A 20,448-nucleotide genomic window follows, 5' to 3' on the forward strand; every position below is an offset into this window, starting at 1 on the left:
GCGCAGTGCCGCACGACGGCTCGCTGAGCAGCAGTTCCACACACCCGTGCAGGCGCGGAGATCCGGGTGAAAATCACGCACCTCGGGACTGGCAAGGTGGTAGACCACGTGCACCGATGACGAGGGCGCGCGCAATGCGGATGGGACCGCGCTCAACCCATCTGAAGCGGCTGCGCCTGCATCGTCACAGCCTGCTGGTCCATCTGCATGGCCGCCACGTGCCTACCCTGTTCCTCGGCTGCGGGGAGCTGTGCCAGAGACACCTCCACCGGCGTCTGCAGGGCCTCCATCGTGGCCATCGTGACTCGCTTGTGCAAAGGGTCGCTCGGGTCGCCCTGTACGAGAAACACCTTCTCACCGGCGGCTACCTTGGCGGTTTGCATGTTCAGCAGCACGTGATCAACCCGGCTCAGCCCACTCTCGCTGGCGCGAACCAGCAGGCTGGCGGTCAGCCGTTCACTCGTTTCATCGAAACTCCGGCCGTGCGCCGCATCCAGCTTGCTGACCCCTTCTGCAATTTGCGCGTAGAGCGCATGGCTGGGGTGGCCCGGCCTGAGGTCGGCCAGCCGACGCGGCGTGCCTTCATCCCGTGCGTGGTGGGCTGCTCCGTGCGGGCCCTGCGGGGACTGGTGCTCCATCGACACCGAACGTGCCTTGTCGGGATCATCTGGCGTCACTGGCGCAGGCGCAACGTGCGGGCCTTCGGCTTGCTGTTCGGGAGATGGCGTCACGCGCACCGTTTCCAGAGTCGGCGTTGCGGGTTCGGGGCCACGTCCCGGATGCATCAGTTTCTGTACGTGTTCGCGCTGGGCCACAACGGCCAACTCCAGCTCGGTCCGCAGGTTGCCGTCGGCATGGCTGTTCCAGAACACTCCGTCATGCGTCCACTGACCGTTGGCGTTGCGGTCATAGGTCAGGCCATCGGAAGCGGTCACCCGTTGCGGATGCGCCAGGTTGTTGTCAACTGCCTCAGGCAACTTGCCATGCGCTTGCCAGTTGTTTTGTGCATACAGGACACTGAAGGCTGCAGCCAGGGCGGCAGGACTGCGTGCGGCGTTGTCGGCGACTATCTGGCGGGACTGGCTGTCCAGCTGCTGGGCCCGCTCCGGCGCCGCGGTCTCGGTGTGGCCCAAGCCGGGCTTGTCATAGTTGATCTGCCGCTGCCACTCACCATTGGCCGGGTTACGCCGCCAATCACCCCCATACCCACTGAACCCATCAGCGCTGCTGGCCGGTAGCTTGAACGGATCACGCGCAGTCGCTGCGGCCATGCCCAGCTCGGTGGCTTTGGCCACGGCTTTGTAATTTAGTTCGTCGGCCAATGCAGGGCTGGCAATCGCGTACTGGCCCTGCGGCGAGCTGGGTAGTGGCGGCAGAGTCTGGCGCCTCCAGCCCTGCTCCGGATGGGTCGGGTCGGCCTGCCAAGTATTGCCGTCGCTGCCGCGCTGGGTGTAGATGCGACGGTGTTCCATGGCATCGGCCAGTTTGTCACCGGCCACCCCGCCGATGACGGCGCCCACCGCTCCCGTCGCCAGAGCGCCGGGTCCCAGCGGGCTGCCCACCGCCATGCCTGCTTCAAAGCCAAGCCACGTGCCGGCACCGGTGCTTGCCGAACGGCTGACAGTTGCCCGGGCCGCGGTCAGGTTTCCCTGGTTGCGCAGCTGGCTGTAATCGTGCGCGACGCTGACCGCTTCTACGCCCGTGGTTACCACGGCAGCGCCGTGGCTCAGTGACCGTGCAAGTTTTGTGGCTCCGCTCGCCGGGCGAATGCCCGCCGCCTCTGCCGCTTCAATACGCCGCAGGTTTGCCATCGCAAGATCACCTGCCTCGGACGGTACCAGCCCGATGGACACACGGTCCAACGGGCCGCGCTCCAGCGCACGCGACACCGGTTTGGGGGCGTGTGCCAAGGCATCGGCGGCAGCAAGCCTGTCCGGTGCCAGACGTGCGTTCACCCCCTCCGGCGTAGCCCGGTCCACCTGACGATCCACCTGAAAGAGCACCATGCCCTCGTGGGAGCGATGCACCACATTCAGACGCGGATCGCTGGGCTCATGAACTTTCTCCAGCAACGGGGCGCCGGGACGCAGGGCATTGCAGTAGTCAGTCATCAGGTTGCAGCTGCGGATGGCCAGGCCATCCCGCAGGTAGCCGCCACCAATGTCCGAATGCGCACCGGCCACCTGCAGGTTGAGGAAACGGCCATCGGCGGAGGCGCCGGGTGGTATCACCTGGTCGCTGGGGAACCGGACGCGGGTTTCGTCCAGCGCCGTGATCTGCAAACCGGACACTACCGACGGGGCCAGGCGTCGATCAAACCGCTCGGGAATGCCGGTGGCCACCGGGTCGAACAGGCCCACGGCCTGTGGGGTCAGGCCGGGGGCGGCGATATGGCGGGTGTAGATGGTTCGGCCATTGGCGTCGACGGCGCGGCTGGCCAGATCGACGATGCCGCGCTCGTGCAGCAGATTGGTGAAGCCAGCGGCTTGGCTGGCACCACGGCTGAAGCCGGTGCTGAAGACACGAATCTGCACCTCCGGATCTGCTTGCCTCCATTCCTTTGCTTTATCCGCCAAATCAGCATACATCTGTTCAAGCCGCTCTTCGTAGGTATGGCCAAGAGCTGCATCTACGGTACGTGTGATCGGATTGCTTTGGGTTCCAGGGCCCTCCAAATAGCGAATGAAAATCGGATCGCCTTCGGCTTCAACGTCCTCCAGCTGCTTGAAGATGCGCGCTACATTCGTCGCATGCAACGGGTCCTTGTGAAAGTTGTTCCCGGTTCCATCGAACGCGGCGATGAATAGCCGCTCATGTGGATTTCCAGAGTCAACCAGCCGAGGCACCTCGAAACGAGACAGTGCCTCGCTGGCCTCCTGCTAGCTCCGTAGCCGGGCTTCATCGGCAGCATAGAACGTTACATCGTCATCCATCGGCGTGATGCCGATCAGGTCCTTGTCACTCATTACCGCGCTCCTTGCGTGAGGTTCAGTAGGTGTGGGTCCACACCTGAATCAGGTCGCGCCGGCCATTACTGTGCGGATTACCGGGTATTTGAGGCTCCTTCGTGATGATCAGAGCCTTGGAATACACGCTGATGGTTCGGTCGTTGACTTCCATCAGGATATCCACTCCCAGCGGATCAACTCCCCACGCCGCCAGCCAGCCCTCCGGAATGTCCTCCTTCGGCACGTTGTGTCGTACCAGCCGGTCCCTGAATATCTTCGCTAGATCCACCTGCGCGTGATGTTCACTACCATCCAAAGATAACCAGTCCACCTCAACAGGTGGCGCAAACCTGTTTCCGCTGCCGTAGCCTGCGTCCCAGTGATCCTTCCAGTCTGGAGATCTCGGTTCACCGGAGGGACCAAACATGGCCTTCTCGGACGCAAATTGAAACCGGTTATAAACCACACTGCAGCGCAGTGTGTTGTAGCAACGCACGCCGAAGCCGTAATTGCGGAACTTCAGCGGCCATGGGTCCGCCGGGGAAAAAAGTGACTTCAAGCCCTGCATAGGTGGATTTCCTCGTTCCATGATGGATTCGCGCCTCATCCTACGGCGCACAATGGATGTTTGCCATCGGGCAACGTCGAGATGCCGGCAAGTGGAAGCGCCGCCATCAGGCCTGTCCGTCAACATCTGTCGCATTCCCTCGCACCTCGCAGCTGCAACCAAGCAGCTCGTGCGGTGCGCGAGAGTTTCTGGACTGAATTGGTGTCGCTAAACGAGGCATCGCAATCGACGCATTACGCCGAGCGCAATGGCAACGTTGCCATTGACCTGCCCCCAGTTTTCAGATCCAACCTGATTTAAGTAGAGTCCGTTCCCAGACAGAGGATGGACATGAAGAAGCGTTTCACCGACGAGCAGATCATTGGCTTCCTGAAGCAGGCGGCCGCAGGCACCCCGATCAAGGAGCTGTGCCGCAAGCACGGCTTCAGCGATGCCTCCTTCTACCAGTGGCGTCGCAAGTTCGGCGGCCTGGATGTGCCCGACGCTAAGCGGCTGCCCGACGCTAAGCGGCTGAAGGTGCTGGAGGCGGAAAACGCCAAGCTCAAGAAGATGCTGGCCGAGGCGATGCTGGATAACGAAGCGCTGAAGGTCGTGGCGCGGGGAAAATTCTGAGCCCGCAGGCGCGGCGCAATGCCGTGATGGCCGTGCGGGCTCAAACCCAACTCTCCGAGCGTCGAGCTTGCCGCCTGCTGGATCTGTCGCGCAGCGTGCTGCACTACCAGTCACAGCGGACGGATGACGGACTACAGCAGCGCCTGATCGAGCTGGCTGGTGAGCGCCGGCGATTCGGCTATCGACGGCTTCACATCCTGGTCGAGCGCGAGGGCTACGTGGTCAACCACAAACGGGTCCATCGGTTGTACCGGCAGGCCGGTTTGGCTGTGCGCAAGCGCCGCAAGCGCGAGCGCGTGGCGGTCGAGCGATGCCCGTTGCAGGTTCCGTCCGGGCCGAACCACACCTGGTCGATGGACTTCGTGTTCGACGCATTGGCCAACGGCAAGCCGGTCAAATGCCTGACTGTGGTCGACGACTGCACCTAGGAAGCTGTGGAGATCGCGGTCGCGCGCCGAATCAACGGTCAAGGCGTTGCCGACATACTGGAGTCTGTGTGCCGCTTTCGCGGTTATCCCACGGCCATCCGGACCGACCAGGCCCTGAGTTCACGGGTCGATCCCTGGATCAGTGCGCCAGCGCCAACGGCGTCAAGTTGATGCTGATCCAGCCAGGCAAGCCCACGCAGAACGCCTATATCGAGAGCTTCAACGGCAAGTTCCGCGATGAATGCCTCAACGAAAACTGGTTCACTTCGCTGGAGCACGCCAAGGCGGCGATCGGTGTCTGGCGGCGTGACTACAACGAGGTACGTCCCCACAGCTCGCTCGGCAACAGCACCCCGGCCGAGTTCGCCGCCATGCTTCGCGAGCATGGATCACTTGCGAACTCAAACCCGAGCGATAAGCTCGCAACCACGGACTCTACGAAGTAAGAATTGGTCCTGTTACAGGGGGCAGGTCACTGAGGTCACTCGTGCGGTTCGCGCGAGCTTCTGCACACGTTTGATGGGTCCAAATGCTACGCCCCCCTTAGTTCGCACTTCGCGCAAGTCTCAGTAGGTGTTGGTCCAGACCTGAATCAGGTCTTCGCGGGCCTTGCTACCCGGAATACCTGGTATCTGAGGCTCCTTGGTGATGATCAGCGCCTTCATATAAACACTGATCGTGCGGTCGTTGACTTCCATCAGGATATCCACCCCCAACGGTTCAACGCCCCATGCCGCCAACCAGCCCTCTGGAATGTCCTCTCTGGGCACGTTATGCCGTACCAGCCGGTCCTTGAACATCTTCGCCAGGTCTACCTGCGCGTGATGTCTGCTGCCATCCAAGGACAGCCAGTCGACCTTTACCGGTTTGGCAAAATGATCGCCAATAATGTTGGTTCCACTCCAGCGGGATCGGTAGTCGCCGGCCGGTGTCGGGCCGGACGATTCGAACAGGCTGAGCGAGAACTGGAATTTGTTGTAGATGACGCTACACCGGAGGGTGTTGTAGCAGTACGCATTGAAGTTGTGTTGCTTGAACTTCAACGGCCACGGGTCCGCTGGGGCGAACAGTGATTTCAAGCTCAGCATGGTTAGGCTGCCTCGTCCCGCGATGGATACTGCCTTCATCCTAGGGCGTAAAACAGGCAGTTTCCATCCTCCAGTATCGGAATGCCGCAATCCTCGAATAGCGCCTGGATCAATCGTGCCCTCTTCCGCGGCATTGCATAACGTCCAGTAGGCCGCTCGTGCGGCTCATGCGGGCATCTGGGCACGCCCAACCTGTTTGAATACGACTTCGCAATTGACCTACGGCCTCGCTGGTGCCGTGCCTTATCGCCCGTCTCTTGAATATCAAAAAATCCAGCGCTCAAATCCCCAGAATGTCATGCGTCGAAAATGCCATCCCCATCGAGCACGGTGCGGCGATGTAGTTCCGTCACGAACAGCAGACCGCCACGAGGCACTGCATCAAGCCTCAATCGCTGTTACACGAAGACCCGCTCACCCGTCAGGACACCCACAACGCTGACCCGGCGGCCCACCCGCCCACCGCAGCCACCACCAGCAGCACGCCGCCGGAGCCCCGCAGCAGCATGCGTTGCACGCGCGGTTGCAGGAGCCGGCTGATGAGATGGAACATCAGCATCAGCGTTGCGAAATCCAGCACGATCCACAGCAGCGTCAGCACGGCCAGGCTGCTGCCGGCGTGTGGCGTGATGGCGATGAACTGCGGGAAGAAGGACGCAAAGAACACGATGTCCTTCGGATTGGAGACCGCGACGAGGAAGCCGTTGGCGAAGCCGCCGGCCCCCTTGCGTGCGTGCGCCAGCGTGTCGGCAGGCGCGTCACGAAGCAGCCCCACGCCAACGTAGCCGAGGTAAAGAGCACCCAGCAGCTTGATGAGGTTGAAGAACGTTTCATCCAGCGCCAGCAGTCCACGCACCACCAGCACCGACAGCAGGATCAACAGGAGCGAGGCCGCATTGGTGCCCGCGATGGTCGCCAGGGCGCGGCGCGCGCCACCGGACAGGCCGGCCCCCACCACCAGCACCGCCACCGGTCCGGGCAGCGCGATCATCGCCACGACGGTGACCACGTAGAGGGCGAGCAGCTGCAGATCAAGGACCATTTCGACAGGCCCCCTTGCGCACGGTGAACGGACAGGTCCGGGGCGCCGGGTGTGCCGGCTCATCCAGCTGGTACTGGCGCCACTCACGGTTTCCGGCTTCGCCATGGAAACCCAGGCTGGGAGGCAGCTCGCTGCCGTTGTAGGCCTTGACCCGTTCGCGGATCCGCAGGCGCACAGCGCGCCCGTGCGACGTGGCGGCACCGGCGACCACATCGAAGTTCTCGCGCGGGTTGATGACCAGTGTCAGCCAAGGGCCGAGATTCCTGCTTCTCAGCTGCACATGGGCATGCGAACTCATGTTGACGAACAGCTGCACGCCGTTGAAGCAGTAACTCCAGGCCGGGTGATCGGTGTCCACCGGCACCGTCGCCGGCCAGGGCGCAGGATCGCGTCGATGCAGTTCCGCGAGCAGACGCCATGCGTGCGCGTGCTGCCCTTTGGCCCCTGCCGCGTCCGGTGTCCGCACCACCAGACACAGCGGCACCAGCAGGCGGTCATTGACGGGCGTGCACTGCACGAACGCGGTGTAATCAAGCAGCGCCGCGTACGCCGCCTCCCCCCTGCGTCATCGCAGAACGCGATCCGGACAGCACCTGCACGCCATGCGGTACGCGCGAAAACACACGGAAAGCGGGGATCAGTCAACCGTGCCGCCAACGCGCCGAGCGCATCGTGCTCCCACGGCTTGCCGGCCCGATGGGCGTCCGGGTAGTCACACATCTTGCCCTCCGGGTCAGCACTCGATAGCTGCAGACTATTTGTCCTGCCCCTACCTGCACTTCCGGAATTCGGTCAGTGCGGCCTCGGCTCCCGTTCCCACTGCGTTGACAGACCGCGCCGTTACCCTCGGAGGCCCCTGCGTGACCTGCCCGCACTCACCCCAGGAGTCTTCCGTGAACGCACGACGCCAGTTCCTTTCCGCTGCAGCTGCCGGCGCCGCCGCCCTGGCCGCTGCCCCGCTGTTGGCCCGCACCGCCAGCGCGGCGCCCTCGCCTGCCCCGGGCAGCGTGCTGCCAACGCGCGGCACGCCACGCCAGGACGCCGCGCTGCCCACCAACCCACGCACCGGTCCACGCTACCGGCCGCCGACCCGGATGGGCCTGGGCGGCGCACCACTGGGCGGCAGCCTGGCCCCGACCTCGGATGAGGCGGCGCAGGCGACCCTGGCGGCTGCCTGGGCGGCAGGCGTGCGCCTGTTCGATACCTCGCCGTGGTACGGGCTGGGACTGAGCGAGCGACGCATGGGCCAGGAACTCCATCGCCACCCGGCGCAGGCGTACGCTCTGTCCAGCAAGGTCGGCCGCCTGCTCACCGCCACCGCGGGTCCTCTCCAGAAGACCAGCTGGCATGATCCGGCACCGTTTCGTTACCGATACGATTATTCGGCCGAAGGCACGCGCCGTTCGGTGGAAGACAGCCTCAACCGCCTCGGTGTCGCGCAACTGGATATGGTGTTCATCCATGACCTGTCACCGGAGAACGAGAAAGACCTGGGCATGCCCTGGGAACAGCGTTTCGAGGAGGCACTGCGCGGGGCGATGCCCGAGCTGACCCGCATGCGCGAAGAAGGCCTGATCAAAGCCTGGGGATTTGGCGTGAACCGTCCGCAGCCGGCGTTGCGCGCGGTCGCCGAAGCCGACCCGGACATCATGCTGCTGGCCTGCCAGTATTCGCTGCTCGATCACGAGGTGGCGCTGCACGAAACATTCCCCAAACTCGCTGAAAAGAACGTCTCGGTGATGGTCGGCTCGCCCCTGCTGGCGGGTTATCTCACGGGTCGCGAGCGCTATCTGTATGGCAGTCCGATCCCGGACTGGGCGCCGGCGAAGCGGGCCAGGATCAACGCGATCTGTGTCCGCCACGGTATCGATATCCGCACGGCGGCCCTGCAGTTCGCCGATGCACCGGAGGTGGTGTCGTGCATCGTTCCCGGCGCGCGCACGCCGGAACAGGTGCGGGCGAATGTCGAATCGATGCGCATCGCGATTCCGGCCGGATTCTGGGCGGAATTGAAGCAGGAAAAGCTGATTGCCAGTGATGCACCGGTACCAAAAGCCTGAAGCCTCGCGCTGCGCGGCCGCCCGGTATGCGGGTGGCCGCGCAGCCTCGGTGTCTACGGCCGCATCACAGCTTCGGTAGCGCGTAGGCCGTCACGTAATCGCCGGCCGGGGTCTCCATGAAATGATGGCCGCCGGCCATGATGACCACATATTGCCGGCCCGCATGCTCATAGATCATCGGGTTGGCCTGGCCGCCCGCAGGCAGCTTGGCGTGCCAGAGTTCCTTGCCGGTCTTCAGGTCGATCGCGCGCAGCAGGTCATCGGTGGCCGCGGCGATGAAGATCAGGCCGCTGGCGGTGACCACCGAGCCGCCGTTGTTGGGCGTCCCGATCTCGATCGGCAGGCCGGAATGGATGCCGAACGGACCGTTGGCCCGGGCACTGCCGAACGGGCGATCCCACAGCGTCTTGCCGGTGCGCAGATCGATCGCGCGGATGCCACCGTAGGGCGGCTGCTTGCACAGCAGGCCCGTGAACGGCAGGCGCCACCCCGCGTTCACGTCGATGGCATACGGGGTGCCCACCTGCGGATCGCCCGCACCTTCGGCCTTGCCCGGATCATTGCCCGCGTCCTCGCGGGGCTTCCAGCCCTTGCGGTCGGCTTCCGCGCGCGGCACCAGCTTGTTGTAGTTCGGCATGTCGTTGTAGTTGGCCACGATCACGCCACGACGGGTGTCGATCGCCACGCTGCCCCAGTCCGAACCCCCGTTGTAACCGGGATATTCGATCGAATGACGGTCCGCGGTGGGCGGTGTGTAGAACCCTTCGTAGCTGGCCTGCTTGAACTGGATGCGGCAGACCAGCTGATCGATGGGCGTGATGCCCCACATGTCACGCTCGGTCAGTACATGGTCGCGGCGCAGCGTGTGGTACAGCGAGAACAGCTGTGTCGGCGAGCGCTGCGCCGGCTCCACGCCGCCGGTGGGAACCTTGCGCTCGGCCGCAGGGGTCAGCAGTTTGCCGGTACGGCGGTCGAGGATGTAGATATCGCCCTGCTTGCTGGGCAGCAGGATCGCCGGCACCTTGCCGGCCGGCGTGGGGAAATCGATGAGGCTGGCCTGCGAGCCGAGATCGTAATCCCACACATCCTTGCGCACGGCCTGGAAGTGCCACACCGGCTTGCCGGTGGTCACATCGATGGCCACCAGGGAGGTCGCGTACTTGTTCTGGTTTTCCGTGCGCGAGCCACTCCAGTAATCGCCCGCCGAGTTGCCCATCGGCAGGTAGACCAGGCCCAGCTCGTCGTCGCCGGTCGCCACGGTCCACATGTTCGGCGTACCGCGTGTGTATTCCTTGCCCGCCGGCGGCAGGCCGGTGAGCTCGGGCTGGTCCATGTCCCATGCCCAGCGCAGCTTGCCGGTCACCGCGTCGTAGGCCTGGATCACGCCCGAAGGCGCGTCACGGCGCTGGCCGTCAAGCACCTGGTGACCGGTGACGATGACGCCCCGCACCAGGGCGGGCGGCGAATTGATGGAAACATAGCCCGGCGGGGTGGTGCCCATGCCCACCTTGATATCGACCTGGCCGTTGTTGCCGAAGCCCGCGCACGGCGTGCCGGTATCGGCATCGACGGCGATGAGGCGGCCGTCCAGCGTGCCTTCGATGATGCGCGCGGTGCATGCGGCACGCTGGCCGGGAACGCTTGCGGCCACCGGCGTCGGCGGCGGTGCGGGCAATGCCAGGTCTGCGGCGGCCTCGGCCAGCATGGCGTCTGCGCTGGCCTGTGCAGAGGGCTGTTCGTAGTACGAAACACCGCGGCAGGCGGCGGTATAGGGAATGGCATCGTCCTTGACCTTGGGATCGTAGCGCCAGATTTCCCGGCCATCGGCGGCGTCCAGTGCGATGAGCTGGTTGCGTGCCGAGCACAGGTAAAGCCGGTTGCCGATCTTCAGCGGCGTGGTTTCCGCGCCCCACCGCTTCTGCGGCAGGTCACCGGTGCGGAACTGCCAGGCCACCTGCAGGTCCTTCACGTTGTCCGCGGTGATCTGCGTCAGCGGCGAATAGCGGGTGGCGGCATTGTTGCGCCCCCATGCGGCCCAGTCGCCATCGGCAGGCTGGTCGGCCGGCTGCAGGCGCGTCGCGGTCGAACCAGGCGTGAGTCCTGCGCCAGCGGCCACGTCGGGGAACGGCTGGTCACCGGTCACGTGGTAATGCGGCACGAAGGCAAGTACGAACGCTGCCACCACGACCAGGGCGAGCGCACCCGCCGTCGCGCGGGAAGCACGCTTGGAGACGGCTGGCCGGCCCGCCGGCGCCTGCAGCCGCGGCGCCAGCAGCGCCATCACGATGCCCAGTGCGGTCACCAGCCCCAGGCGCGGGACCCAGCGCCAGTAATCAGCCCCCGACTCCCACCAGGTCCACAACAGGGTGGCGGCGAAGAGAGCCGCGTAGAGCGTGGCCGCAGCACGCCGGTTTCGCCACAGCAGCACGGCACTGGCGACCATCGCGATACCGGCGGGACCGTAGTACCACGAGCCGCCGAGCGTGATCAGGTACGTGCCGAGGGCGGCAATGACCAGGCCGATCAGGCCCAGCACGATGGAGAAAATGGAAACGAGCGCGTGCCGGCGGCGGGGCGAGGGCACCACGCGCGGATCGGGAGGCACAGCAGACATGAGGGGAGCTCCTGGATGACGGCCGGCGTGGGGCCGGCGGGAACGGCGCACCGGACAACGTTGTCCGGCGATGCGCGGACCGTTATCCCACCGCGCCCGTGAAGCAGGTGCGTTCTTTCGCCGATCGCCAGAATGGGCAATGCGCGGCGCCGCAAACCGCATGGCCCGCCCACGCCAACAGCGGAAACAACGACGCCGGCACGGGGCCGGCGTCGTTGCTCACCGCGTTCCGGCGCGGTACCGGATCACTCCTGCGGCGCGTCTCCGGCAACGTCGGTGGCCGTCTCCATGGCGGCCGGTGCATCGACGTTCGCCAGCTCGGCCTCTTCGTCGTCCTCGACGATCGCCGCGTCCATGCGCTCCACGGCCTGCAGCTTCTCGTCCCTGGACAGACGGATCAGGGTGACGCCCTGCGTGTTGCGGCCGACGCGGCTGATTTCCGAGCCACGCGTACGTACCAGGGTGCCGCCATCGCTGATCAGCAGCACTTCGTCCGAGGCGCCCATCAGCACCGCGGCCACCAGCTTGCCATTGCGCTCGCTGGTCTGGATGCCGATGACGCCCTGAGTGCCGCGTCCCTTGCGCGGGTAATCCGGCAGCGGCGTGCGCTTGCCGAACCCCTTCTCGGTGGCGGTCAGGATGTACTGCATGCCCGCCTCGTCACCGCCTTCGATCACGGCATCGCCTGCATCCACGGACGCATCTTCGATGCCGGTGTCGTCCTCGTTGTCCTCCTCCACGCCGCCAGCGCTCTCGGCGACGATCAGGCTGACCACTTCTTCGCCCTTGGCCATCTTGATGCCACGCACGCCGGTGGCGGTGCGGCCCATCGAACGGACGCGGTCCTCGGCGAAACGCACGGTCTTGCCGTTGGACGCGAACAGCAGGATGTCACGCTCGCCATCGGTCAGACCGACGCCGACCAGGGCGTCACCCTCGTCCAGGTTGATGGCGATCTTGCCGCGTGCCAGGCGGAAGGCGAACTCGCTCAGCGGGGTCTTCTTGACCGTGCCGTTGCGCGTGGCGAAGAACACGAACTGGCCTTCGGCATACTCACGCACCGGCAGCACTGCCTGCACGCGTTCGCCGGGCTCCAGCGGAATCCAGTTGATGATCGGACGGCCGCGTGCATTGGAGCCGGCCTCCGGCAACTGGTGCACCGGCAGCCAGAACACCTTGCCGGCACTGGTGAAGGTCAGCAGCGTGTCGTGCGTGTTGACCAGCCACAGCTGCTCGATGAAATCCTCTTCCTTGGTCGAAGCGGCGCTGCGTCCGCGGCCACCGCGGCGCTGCGCGCGGTAGGCGCTGACCGGCTGGCGCTTGGCATAGCCCGAATGCGAGAGCGTCACCACCACGTCTTCCGGGGCGATGAGGTCGAGGATGTCGAGGTCTTCCTCGCTGTGGCGGATCTCGGTCCGGCGCGCGTCACCGAACTCCTCGCGGATGCTGATCAGCTCTTCGCGGATCACCTGCAGCAGGCGATCCGGATCCTGCAGGATGTGGATCAGTCCGGCAATGACTTCCAGCAGCTGCTTGTATTCGTCGGTCAGGCGGTCCTGCTCCAGCCCGGTCAGGCGATGCAGGCGCATTTCCAGGATCTGCGTGGCCTGGATCTCGGTCAGCTGGTAGCCGCCGTCCAGCAGGCCCACGCCCTTGGGCAGATCTTCCGGACGCGAGGCTTCGGCCCCTGCCGCGCCCAGCATCGAACCCACCAGGCCCGGCTCCCACAGCCGCGCCAGCATGCGCTCGCGCGCTTCGGTCGGGTTGCCCGAGGTCTTGATGAGTTCGATCATCTCATCGATGTTGGCCAGCGCGACGGTCAGGCCTTCCAACACGTGCGCGCGCGCGCGCGCCTTGCGCAGTTCGAACACGGTGCGGCGGGTCACCACCTCGCGGCGGTGGCGCACGAACGCCTCGAGCATCTGCTTGAGGTTCATCAGCTGCGGCCGGCCATCGACCAGCGCGACCATGTTGATGCCGAACACCGATTCCATCTGCGTCTGCTGGTAGAGATTGTTCAGCACAACCTCCGCAGATTCACCGCGCTTGATCTCGATGAAGATGCGCATGCCGTCCTTGTCGGACTCGTCGCGCAGCTCGCTGATGCCCTCGATCTTCTTTTCCTTGACCAGCTCGGCGATCTTTTCGATCAGACGCGCCTTGTTCACCTGGTAGGGAATTTCAGTGACGATGATCGACTCGCGGCCGTTGTCGGCCACTTCCACGCTCGCCTTCGCACGGATCCGCACGCGGCCACGGCCGGTGCGGTAACCGGCGATGATGCCGGCGGTGCCGTTGATGATGCCGGCGGTGGGGAAATCCGGGCCCGGGATGTATTCCATCAGGCCGTCGACATCGATGTTCGGCGTGTCGATCAGCGCGATGCACGCGTTGATCGCTTCGGTCAGGTTGTGCGGCGGAATGTTGGTCGCCATGCCCACCGCGATGCCGGCCGAACCGTTGACCAGCAGATTCGGGAACCGGGTCGGCATGACCGTCGGCTCCAGTTCCTTCTCATCGTAGTTGGGCTGGAAATCAACCGTTTCCTTTTCGATGTCGGCCATCAGCTCATGCGTGAGCCGCGACATGCGCGCCTCGGTGTAACGCATGGCCGCGGCGGAGTCGCCATCGATGGAGCCGAAGTTACCCTGGCCATCGACCAGCATGTAGCGCAGCGAGAACGGCTGCGCCATGCGTACCAGGGTGTCATACACCGACTGGTCGCCATGCGGGTGGTACTTGCCGATGACGTCACCGACGATACGCGCCGACTTGAAATACGGCTTGTTGCTGTGCGCGTTGAGTTCGTTCATCGCAAACAGGACGCGACGATGCACTGGCTTCAGGCCGTCGCGCGCATCGGGCAGCGCACGCCCCACGATCACGCTCATCGCGTAATCAAGGTAGCTTTTGCGCATCTCGTCTTCCAGGTTGACCTGGATGATTTCCTTGGCGGATTCTGCCATTCGGGTTCCGTTGTCTGGTTGCGGTCCAGTCCGACGCGCCGACCCCTCTCGGGGCGGCAGCGGCGGAATCTCGATTAACTGGCGGAGTCTACCACAGCGGCGCTCTTTCCGCCCCTGTTCAGGCCGTCTTTACCCGAGAAAATCAGCAACTTACAGACCTGCTGGAGAGCTTCCGGACGTATCGGACGCGTCTGCACCGAAGGCGGCCCGCATGCTGTCCCGCGTCGGGCTCAGGATCACGCCACGCTCGGTGACGATCGCATCGATCAGTTCGCCCGGGGTGACGTCGAAAACCGGGTTCCACGCGGCGATGCCGTCGGCTACGGTGCGGCTGCCGCCCACCCCGAACAGTTCGCCCGGATCGCGCTGCTCGATCTCGATGGCCCCGCCATCTTCGGTCTCCATGTCCACCGTGGACGACGGTGCCACCACCATGAACCTGACCCCGTGGTGCCGCGCGGCGATGGCCAGCTGGTAGGTGCCGATCTTGTTGGCGGTATCACCATTGGCGCAGATGCGGTCCGCGCCCACCACCACCCACTGCACCGCACCGGTCTTCATCAGGTGCGAAGCAGCCGAGTCAGCGATCAACGTGGCATCGATACCATCCTGCTGCAGCTCCCACACGGTCAGGCGCGCGCCCTGCAGCCACGGCCGCGTCTCGCCGGCGAACACGCGCGCGATGCGGTTCTGGGCCATCCCGGCACGGATCACGCCCAGTGCGGTGCCGAAGCCGGCGGTGGCCAGCGAACCGGTGTTGCAGTGGGTGAGCACCCCGCTGCCCGCCTCGATCAGGCCGGCACCGAGAGCGCCCATATGGCGGTTGGCGGCGAGGTCTTCGGTGGCGATCGCCTCGGCTTCGGTTTCCAGCACCTGCCGCCACTCGCTCCCCGCCTGGGCGAGCACGCGGCGCATGCGGGCCAACGCCCAGGCCAGGTTCACCGCCGTGGGCCGCGACGCATTGAGGCGTTGCAGTGCCGGCTCCAGCTTCTGCAGGGCCTGTGCGCCGTCGTCGGCGTCTGGCACCTCCCGTGCCGCCAGCACCACGCCCCACGCGGCCGCGATGCCGATCGCCGGGGCCCCGCGCACGGTCAGCGCATGGATGGCCGCAGCGACCTCGTCGCTGGTGGTGCAGGCCACGTGCTCCACCACGAAGGGGAGCTTGCGCTGGTCCAGCAGTTGCAGGGCATCGCCGGTCCACAGGATCGGTCGGATGTGGTCGTAGCGGGCGTAATCGATATCGGTGGGCGCGTTCATGCGCCTAGTGTAATGCGCGCTCAGTTCACCGAGAACTCGGCCCGGCAGCCATCGTCCACCCAAACGCCATTGCGCTCCCAGCCCCAGCTGCGGCCTTCCTCGCAGGCGCGCCCGGAGAGCTGCCTGACCAGCTTCACGCCGGTGGCGATGCTCGCACCGCAGAACCGCCGGCGGCGGTCCTTGGATTCACAGGTCATGCGCCGAGGCACGTCGATGAATCCCGAGCCGTCCTCGGCGCCGATCTCGAAATCGGCCTGGCAGCCGCGCGTGGTCCAGATTTCATTGCGCCGATAGCCCCAGCTGCGGCCTTCGCGGCACGGCATGGCCGAGTTCTGCCGCAGCAGCCGCACCGGTGCGCCGTCGAGCTTGACCGGGCAGCTCTCGGGCCGGCCACGTGATTCGCAGCGCACCACGCGGCGCATCTGACGGGTGGTCGTGCTGGTGCCCTTTCCCGCGCTGGCCGCCGCGCGTGAGCGGAATTCGCCCCGACACCCCAGCGTGACCCACACGCCGCTGCGATCGGTGCCCCATTCACTGCCGCGCACGCAGGCATTACCGGACATCTGCCGCACCAGGTCCACACCCTCGCTGACATCCATCTCGCAGTGCACCCATTCCAGGTCACGCGATTGGCAGCGGACCACCTGGCTGGCATAGCCATCGGTGTCGCGCGCCTCCACGGCGTGTGGCACGGCGGCGCAGAGCAGCAGGAGTGCCAGGGAAATGCCCGTGCGAGCGAACTGCGTGTTCAACGATGTCCCCGCCCTGCGTTGTGTTTGCGCCGCTACGATGCGGCAAGCGGCGTGATAAGAGCATCATCGCCGTGCATCGCGCAAGGGTCGTCGACGTCGCTCAGGCGTTGGCGAAATCGAACGCCAGCACGTCGGCGATGCGTCCCGTGCGGCCCATCGCCATGAGCAGCCGGTCCACCCCCACCGCGACACCGGCACAGGCCGGCATGTGTGGCAGCGCATCCAGCAGGGCCTCGTCGATGGGCGGCAGCGGCTGGCCCCGCGCCGTTCGCCGCGCATGGTCGTGCAGGAACCGCGCGCGCTGCTCGGCGGCATCGCCGAGCTCGTGGTAACCGTTGGCCAGCTCCACCGCACCGAGGTACAGCTCGAAGCGCTCGGCCACCGGCGGCTCGCCCGCGCGGATGCGTGCGAGTGCGGCCTGCGAGGCCGGCCAGTCGTGCACCACGGTCATGGTTTCGTCATCGAATCCGGGCTGGATGCAGTGGGTCATCAGCAGGTCCAGCCAGTCGTCGCGCTCGAGCCCCTGCGGATCGATGTCCACCGCCTGCAGCGGCCAGCGCAGCGCCTGCAGGCTGTCACCGAACGGATCCACGCCGGCCCGCTGCCGGTACAGCTCGCGGTAGGTCAGGACCTCCACGCGCGCCTGGCGTCCCACAAGTGCCAGGGCTTGATTGACCAGCGCTGCGGTTTCGTCGATCAGCCGGTGGTGGTCCCAGCCTGTCCGGTACCACTCCAGCATCGTGAACTCGGGGTTGTGGCGCCCACCGGCTTCACCGTTGCGGAAGACCCGCCCCAGCTCGTAGCAGTCGCCCACGCCGGCCGCAAGCAGGCGTTTGAGCGCATGCTCGGGCGAGGTGCGCAGCCAGCGCGTGCGTGCGCCGGCCTGGTGGTGGCCGCTGAAGACAGTGTGGAAGCTGTCGATGTTGGGCTCGGTGTTGCCCGCTGCCGAGAGGATCGGCGTCTCCACTTCGAGCACGCCGCGCGCCTCGAAGAAACGGCGGATCAGGGCGTTGAGCGCGGCCCGTTGGCGCAGCGCCTGCAGGGGATCGCCGCTCACAGGTCACCGTGGGTGCGGGCGTGGTCGAGCGGCAGCGTGAGCAGGTCACGGGTGTCATCCACGTAACCGGTGGCCAGGTACAGACGACGCGCCAGCGCATTATGGCGGTTCACTTCCAGGCGAAGGCGGCTGACCCCGCGCGCGCGCGCGCGCTGTTCCACGATCGCCAGCGCCTTGCGCCCACGCCCGCGGCCCCGTGTCGCCGGCGTCAGGTACAGCTCGTCCAGCAGCGCGAATTCGCCGCCCTGCTCCAGGCTGAAACCCATCGCGATCACGGCGTAGCCGCCGATGTGGCGCTGCTCGTCGAGGAACAACAGGGCTTCGCCGTGGCGCGGATCGGCGAGCAACGCCTCGACCCCGCGCAGCACGCGCGCCTGCTCGAACGCGATCTGGTCTTCAACGTAGAAATCGCGCATCAGCGCGACCAGCTGCGCCTGGTCGGCGCGCGTGGCGAGGCGGAAATCCAGGGGGGCGGTCTGCATGGCAATCTCCAGAGGACGTAGTGGGATCAAGGGTGGCGGGTGGCCGCCATCACGCGTGCCGGGCCAGGAAATCCAGCAGCTGCGCTTCGTCCCACACGGGCACGCCAAGGGCCTGCGCCTTGTCCAGCTTCGAGCCGGCCTCGGTGCCGGCCACGACGAAACTGGTTTTCTTCGAGACGCTGCCTGACACCTTCGCGCCGAGCGCTTCCAGGCGCTCCCTGGCCACATCGCGCGTGAGCTGGGCCAGGGTTCCGGTCAGCACCACGGTCTGGTCGTCCAGCGGTCCGGCCGCCGCCGCGACGGTTTCCGGAGCGCGCCGCAGCAGGTCCTTCATCGCCGCTTCGGTGCTGACCAGCAGGGCGCCCTGCTCGTCGGTGTCCAGCCACGCGGCCAGGGCGCGTGCGGTGTCATCGGGCAGGCCGGCATTGACGAACTGGCCATGCTCGGCGTCGAGGATTGCCGTAGCCGAACCCAGTGCCGCCGCCAGCTTCTCCGCGCGCAGGCGCGTGATGCCGGGGATCTCCGCTTCCACCAGCAACTGCGCCAGGTCCAGCCCCTCGCGCAGGCGCGCATGGGGCGGGTGTTCATCGATGATGCGGACCTGGCCGACCTGCAGCAGGTCATCGATGGCCTGCTGGTTGCCCGGCTGCTGGAAGAAGTGGCCGAGCGACCGCGCGACTTCGCCCCCCACGTCCGGCACGCGCTTGAACAGCGGCCAAGGCAACCGCCGGATGATCCCAAGTTCACCAAACCAGTGCGCAAGGGCCTTGGCCGTGCTTTCCCCCACATGCTCGATGCCCAGTGCGAACAGCAGGCGCTCCAGGCTCGCCGCGCGGCTGGCGTCGATGGCCGCGATCAGGTTGTCGGCCCAGCGCGTGGCGATCTTGCGTGTGTTCCACTGGAAGTCCACGCGTTGCGCCAGCGCGCTCGCCCGCCAGGCGCTGTCGCTGGCATCCAGGCGCAGGACGGCGTTGAGTACCGCGCTGCTGCCTTCGGCAGGCAGGTGGGGCTGGTAGCTGCCGGCAAGGGCGGAAGGATCGGCCGCATCGAGCACGAGCTTGAGCTGCAGCAGCGTGTCACGGCTCAGCCGGTACAGATCGGCCACGCTGCGCACGATGCCCGCATCCACCAGCGTCTCGATGTACTTCCCGCCCAGGCCATCGATGTCCATGGCCCGCCGCGAAGCAAAGTGCGCGATGGCTTCCTTGCGCTGTGCCGGGCAGGACAGTTCGCCGGAACACCGCCAGGCGGCCGCGCCCTCTTCGCGCACGATCTCCGCGCCGCACACCGGGCACTGCGCGGGCATCTGCCAGGGCGTGGTGCCGGCGGGGCGGCGGTCGGCGATGACGCTCACCACTTCGGGAATGACATCGCCGGCGCGTCGAACGATCACGCTGTCGCCCACGCGCACGTCCAGCCGCGCGATCTGATCGGCGTTGTGCAGGGTGGCGTTGGCGACGATCACGCCGGCCACCGCGACCGGCTGCAGGCGTGCCACCGGCGTCGCCGCGCCGGTGCGGCCGATCTGGATTTCGATGGCCTCCACCGTGGTGCTCTGCTCCTGGGCGGGGAACTTGTGCGCGATCGCCCAGCGCGGCGCGCGGGCCACGAAGCCCATCGCCTGCTGGCCCTCGCGGTCATCCAGCTTGTACACCACGCCGTCGATGTCGAACGGCAGGCCGTCGCGTCGCTGGCCGATGTCGGCGTAGTACGCCAGCAGCCCCTGCGTGCCCTGCACGACCCGGCACAGCTCACTGACCGGGAAACCCCACGCGCGCAGCTGTCCCAGCGTGCCCGAGTGGGTGTCCGGCAGCGTGCCGCCCTCGACCAGGCCGGTGCCGTAGGCGAAGAAACTCAGGCGCCGCTGCGCGCTGATCTTCGGATCCAGCTGGCGCAGCGAACCGGCCGCGCCGTTGCGTGGATTGGCCAGCACCTTGCCGCCCTGCACGCGGACGCGCTCGTTGTATGCCTCGAAATCGGCGCGCGCCATGTAGACCTCCCCGCGCACCTCCAGCACCTCGGGCCAGTCGCTACCGGTCAGCGCCTTGGGAATATCGGCGATCTGCCGCAGGTTGGCGGTGACATCCTCGCCCTTGGTGCCATCGCCCCGCGTAGCGCCCTGCACGAAGCGCCCATGCTCGTAGCGCAGGCTGATGGCCAGGCCATCCAGCTTGGGTTCTGCGGAAAAAGCCGGCTCGGTGCGGCGCAGGCGTTCGTCGATGCGGCGGGTGAAGTCGGCCACCTCAGCTTCGGTGAACGCATTGCCGAGGGACAGCATGGGCACCGCATGGACCACTTCGCCGAAACGCGATGACGGGCGCGCCCCCACGCGGCGCGTAGGCGAGTCCTCGCTCGCCAGTTCCGGATGCGCCTGCTCCAGCGACTCGAGCTCGCGCATCAGCCGGTCATAGTCCGCATCCGGGATGAGCAGCTCGTCGCGCTCGTTGTACGCCTGGTTGGCGAGCGTCAGCTGGCGACGCAGGGCATCGATGCGGTGGGCGGGAGAGGTGTTCATGCGCGGGCAGCGTTCCGTTGGCAGGCGGGGATTCTACCGCCGTGCACGTGTGGAAACGG

At 66.1% G+C, this 20,448-nt stretch carries 13 protein-coding genes and 1 pseudogene; 2 read left to right on the forward strand and 12 right to left on the reverse strand.

What is annotated here, in order from left to right; genetic code table 11:
• Positions 1–152 precede the first annotated feature (152 nt).
• Entirely contained in the window at positions 153–2,846 is a 2,694-nt protein-coding gene (locus FHY09_RS07450) for a T6SS phospholipase effector Tle1-like catalytic domain-containing protein (protein WP_166925735.1), read from the reverse strand.
• Between the two features lie 142 nt (positions 2,847–2,988).
• Entirely contained in the window at positions 2,989–3,516 is a 528-nt protein-coding gene (locus FHY09_RS07455) for a hypothetical protein (protein ID WP_166925737.1), read from the reverse strand.
• 330 nt (positions 3,517–3,846) lie between these two features.
• Here FHY09_RS07455 and FHY09_RS07460 point away from each other — a divergent pair.
• A pseudogene (locus FHY09_RS07460) lies at positions 3,847–5,002 on the forward strand (IS3 family transposase).
• 120 nt (positions 5,003–5,122) lie between these two features.
• Here FHY09_RS07460 and FHY09_RS07465 read toward each other — a convergent pair.
• The 3 genes from FHY09_RS07465 to FHY09_RS07475 all read right to left on the reverse strand — a co-directional run bounded on the left by FHY09_RS07465 (position 5,123) and on the right by FHY09_RS07475 (position 7,224).
• Positions 5,123–5,644 (reverse strand): hypothetical protein, encoded by a 522-nt coding sequence (locus FHY09_RS07465; protein ID WP_166925740.1) that lies wholly within the window; start codon positions 5,642–5,644, stop codon positions 5,123–5,125.
• A gap of 421 nt (positions 5,645–6,065) precedes the next feature.
• Positions 6,066–6,686: a LysE family translocator gene (locus FHY09_RS07470; protein WP_166925743.1), complete on the reverse strand. Its 621-nt coding sequence runs from the start codon at positions 6,684–6,686 to the stop codon at positions 6,066–6,068.
• A complete protein-coding gene (locus FHY09_RS07475) occupies positions 6,676–7,224 on the reverse strand; it encodes a YqcI/YcgG family protein (protein ID WP_456362760.1) in 549 nt (182 codons plus the stop codon). Before FHY09_RS07475 ends, FHY09_RS07470 begins: the two co-directional genes overlap by 11 nt.
• Positions 7,225–7,579: 355 nt before the next feature.
• Here FHY09_RS07475 and FHY09_RS07480 point away from each other — a divergent pair, with 355 nt between their 5' ends.
• Entirely contained in the window at positions 7,580–8,746 is a 1,167-nt protein-coding gene (locus FHY09_RS07480; RefSeq protein ID WP_166925747.1) for an aldo/keto reductase, read from the forward strand.
• A gap of 64 nt (positions 8,747–8,810) precedes the next feature.
• Here the strand turns inward: FHY09_RS07480 and FHY09_RS07485 are convergent, their stop codons facing one another.
• From FHY09_RS07485 to ligA, 7 genes are all read right to left on the reverse strand, one after another.
• Entirely contained in the window at positions 8,811–11,360 is a 2,550-nt protein-coding gene (locus tag FHY09_RS07485) for a membrane-bound PQQ-dependent dehydrogenase, glucose/quinate/shikimate family (protein ID WP_166925749.1), read from the reverse strand.
• 245 nt (positions 11,361–11,605) lie between these two features.
• The gene (gene gyrA, locus FHY09_RS07490) at positions 11,606–14,326 is read right to left on the reverse strand and encodes a DNA gyrase subunit A (RefSeq protein ID WP_166925752.1); all 2,721 of its coding nucleotides are present in this window, start codon (positions 14,324–14,326) and stop codon (positions 11,606–11,608) included.
• A 150-nt stretch (positions 14,327–14,476) separates the two neighbouring features.
• On the reverse strand, positions 14,477–15,583 hold the full coding sequence (gene mtnA, locus FHY09_RS07495; RefSeq protein WP_166925754.1) for an S-methyl-5-thioribose-1-phosphate isomerase: 1,107 nt from the start codon (positions 15,581–15,583) through the stop codon (positions 14,477–14,479).
• Positions 15,584–15,603: 20 nt separating this feature from the next.
• A complete protein-coding gene (locus FHY09_RS07500) occupies positions 15,604–16,293 on the reverse strand; it encodes a DUF3011 domain-containing protein (protein ID WP_456362761.1) in 690 nt (229 codons plus the stop codon).
• 142 nt (positions 16,294–16,435) lie between these two features.
• Positions 16,436–17,392: an EF-P lysine aminoacylase EpmA gene (gene epmA, locus FHY09_RS07505; RefSeq protein WP_166925757.1), complete on the reverse strand. Its 957-nt coding sequence runs from the start codon at positions 17,390–17,392 to the stop codon at positions 16,436–16,438.
• Complete coding sequence (locus FHY09_RS07510) at positions 17,389–17,874, reverse strand: GNAT family N-acetyltransferase (RefSeq protein ID WP_166925760.1); 486 nt, start codon at positions 17,872–17,874, stop codon at positions 17,389–17,391. Before FHY09_RS07510 ends, epmA begins: the two co-directional genes overlap by 4 nt.
• A gap of 49 nt (positions 17,875–17,923) precedes the next feature.
• Entirely contained in the window at positions 17,924–20,389 is a 2,466-nt protein-coding gene (gene ligA / locus FHY09_RS07515) for an NAD-dependent DNA ligase LigA (RefSeq protein ID WP_166925762.1), read from the reverse strand.
• Positions 20,390–20,448 lie beyond the last annotated feature (59 nt).

Source organism: Xanthomonas sp. 60, from assembly GCF_011761925.1.

Bases quoted from the DNA above. Each gene is read 5' to 3' on its own strand.
- FHY09_RS07485 (WP_166925749.1), bottom strand. From the start codon at position 11,360: ATGTCTGCTGTGCCTCCCGATCCGCGCGTGGTGCCCTCGCCCCGCCGC.
- gyrA (WP_166925752.1), bottom strand. From the start codon at position 14,326: ATGGCAGAATCCGCCAAGGAAATCATCCAGGTCAACCTGGAAGACGAG.
- ligA (WP_166925762.1), bottom strand. From the start codon at position 20,389: ATGAACACCTCTCCCGCCCACCGCATCGATGCCCTGCGTCGCCAGCTG.
- FHY09_RS07465 (WP_166925740.1), bottom strand. From the start codon at position 5,644: ATGCTGAGCTTGAAATCACTGTTCGCCCCAGCGGACCCGTGGCCGTTG.
- FHY09_RS07510 (WP_166925760.1), bottom strand. From the start codon at position 17,874: ATGCAGACCGCCCCCCTGGATTTCCGCCTCGCCACGCGCGCCGACCAG.
- mtnA (WP_166925754.1), bottom strand. From the start codon at position 15,583: ATGAACGCGCCCACCGATATCGATTACGCCCGCTACGACCACATCCGA.
- FHY09_RS07455 (WP_166925737.1), bottom strand. From the start codon at position 3,516: ATGCAGGGCTTGAAGTCACTTTTTTCCCCGGCGGACCCATGGCCGCTG.
- FHY09_RS07470 (WP_166925743.1), bottom strand. From the start codon at position 6,686: ATGGTCCTTGATCTGCAGCTGCTCGCCCTCTACGTGGTCACCGTCGTG.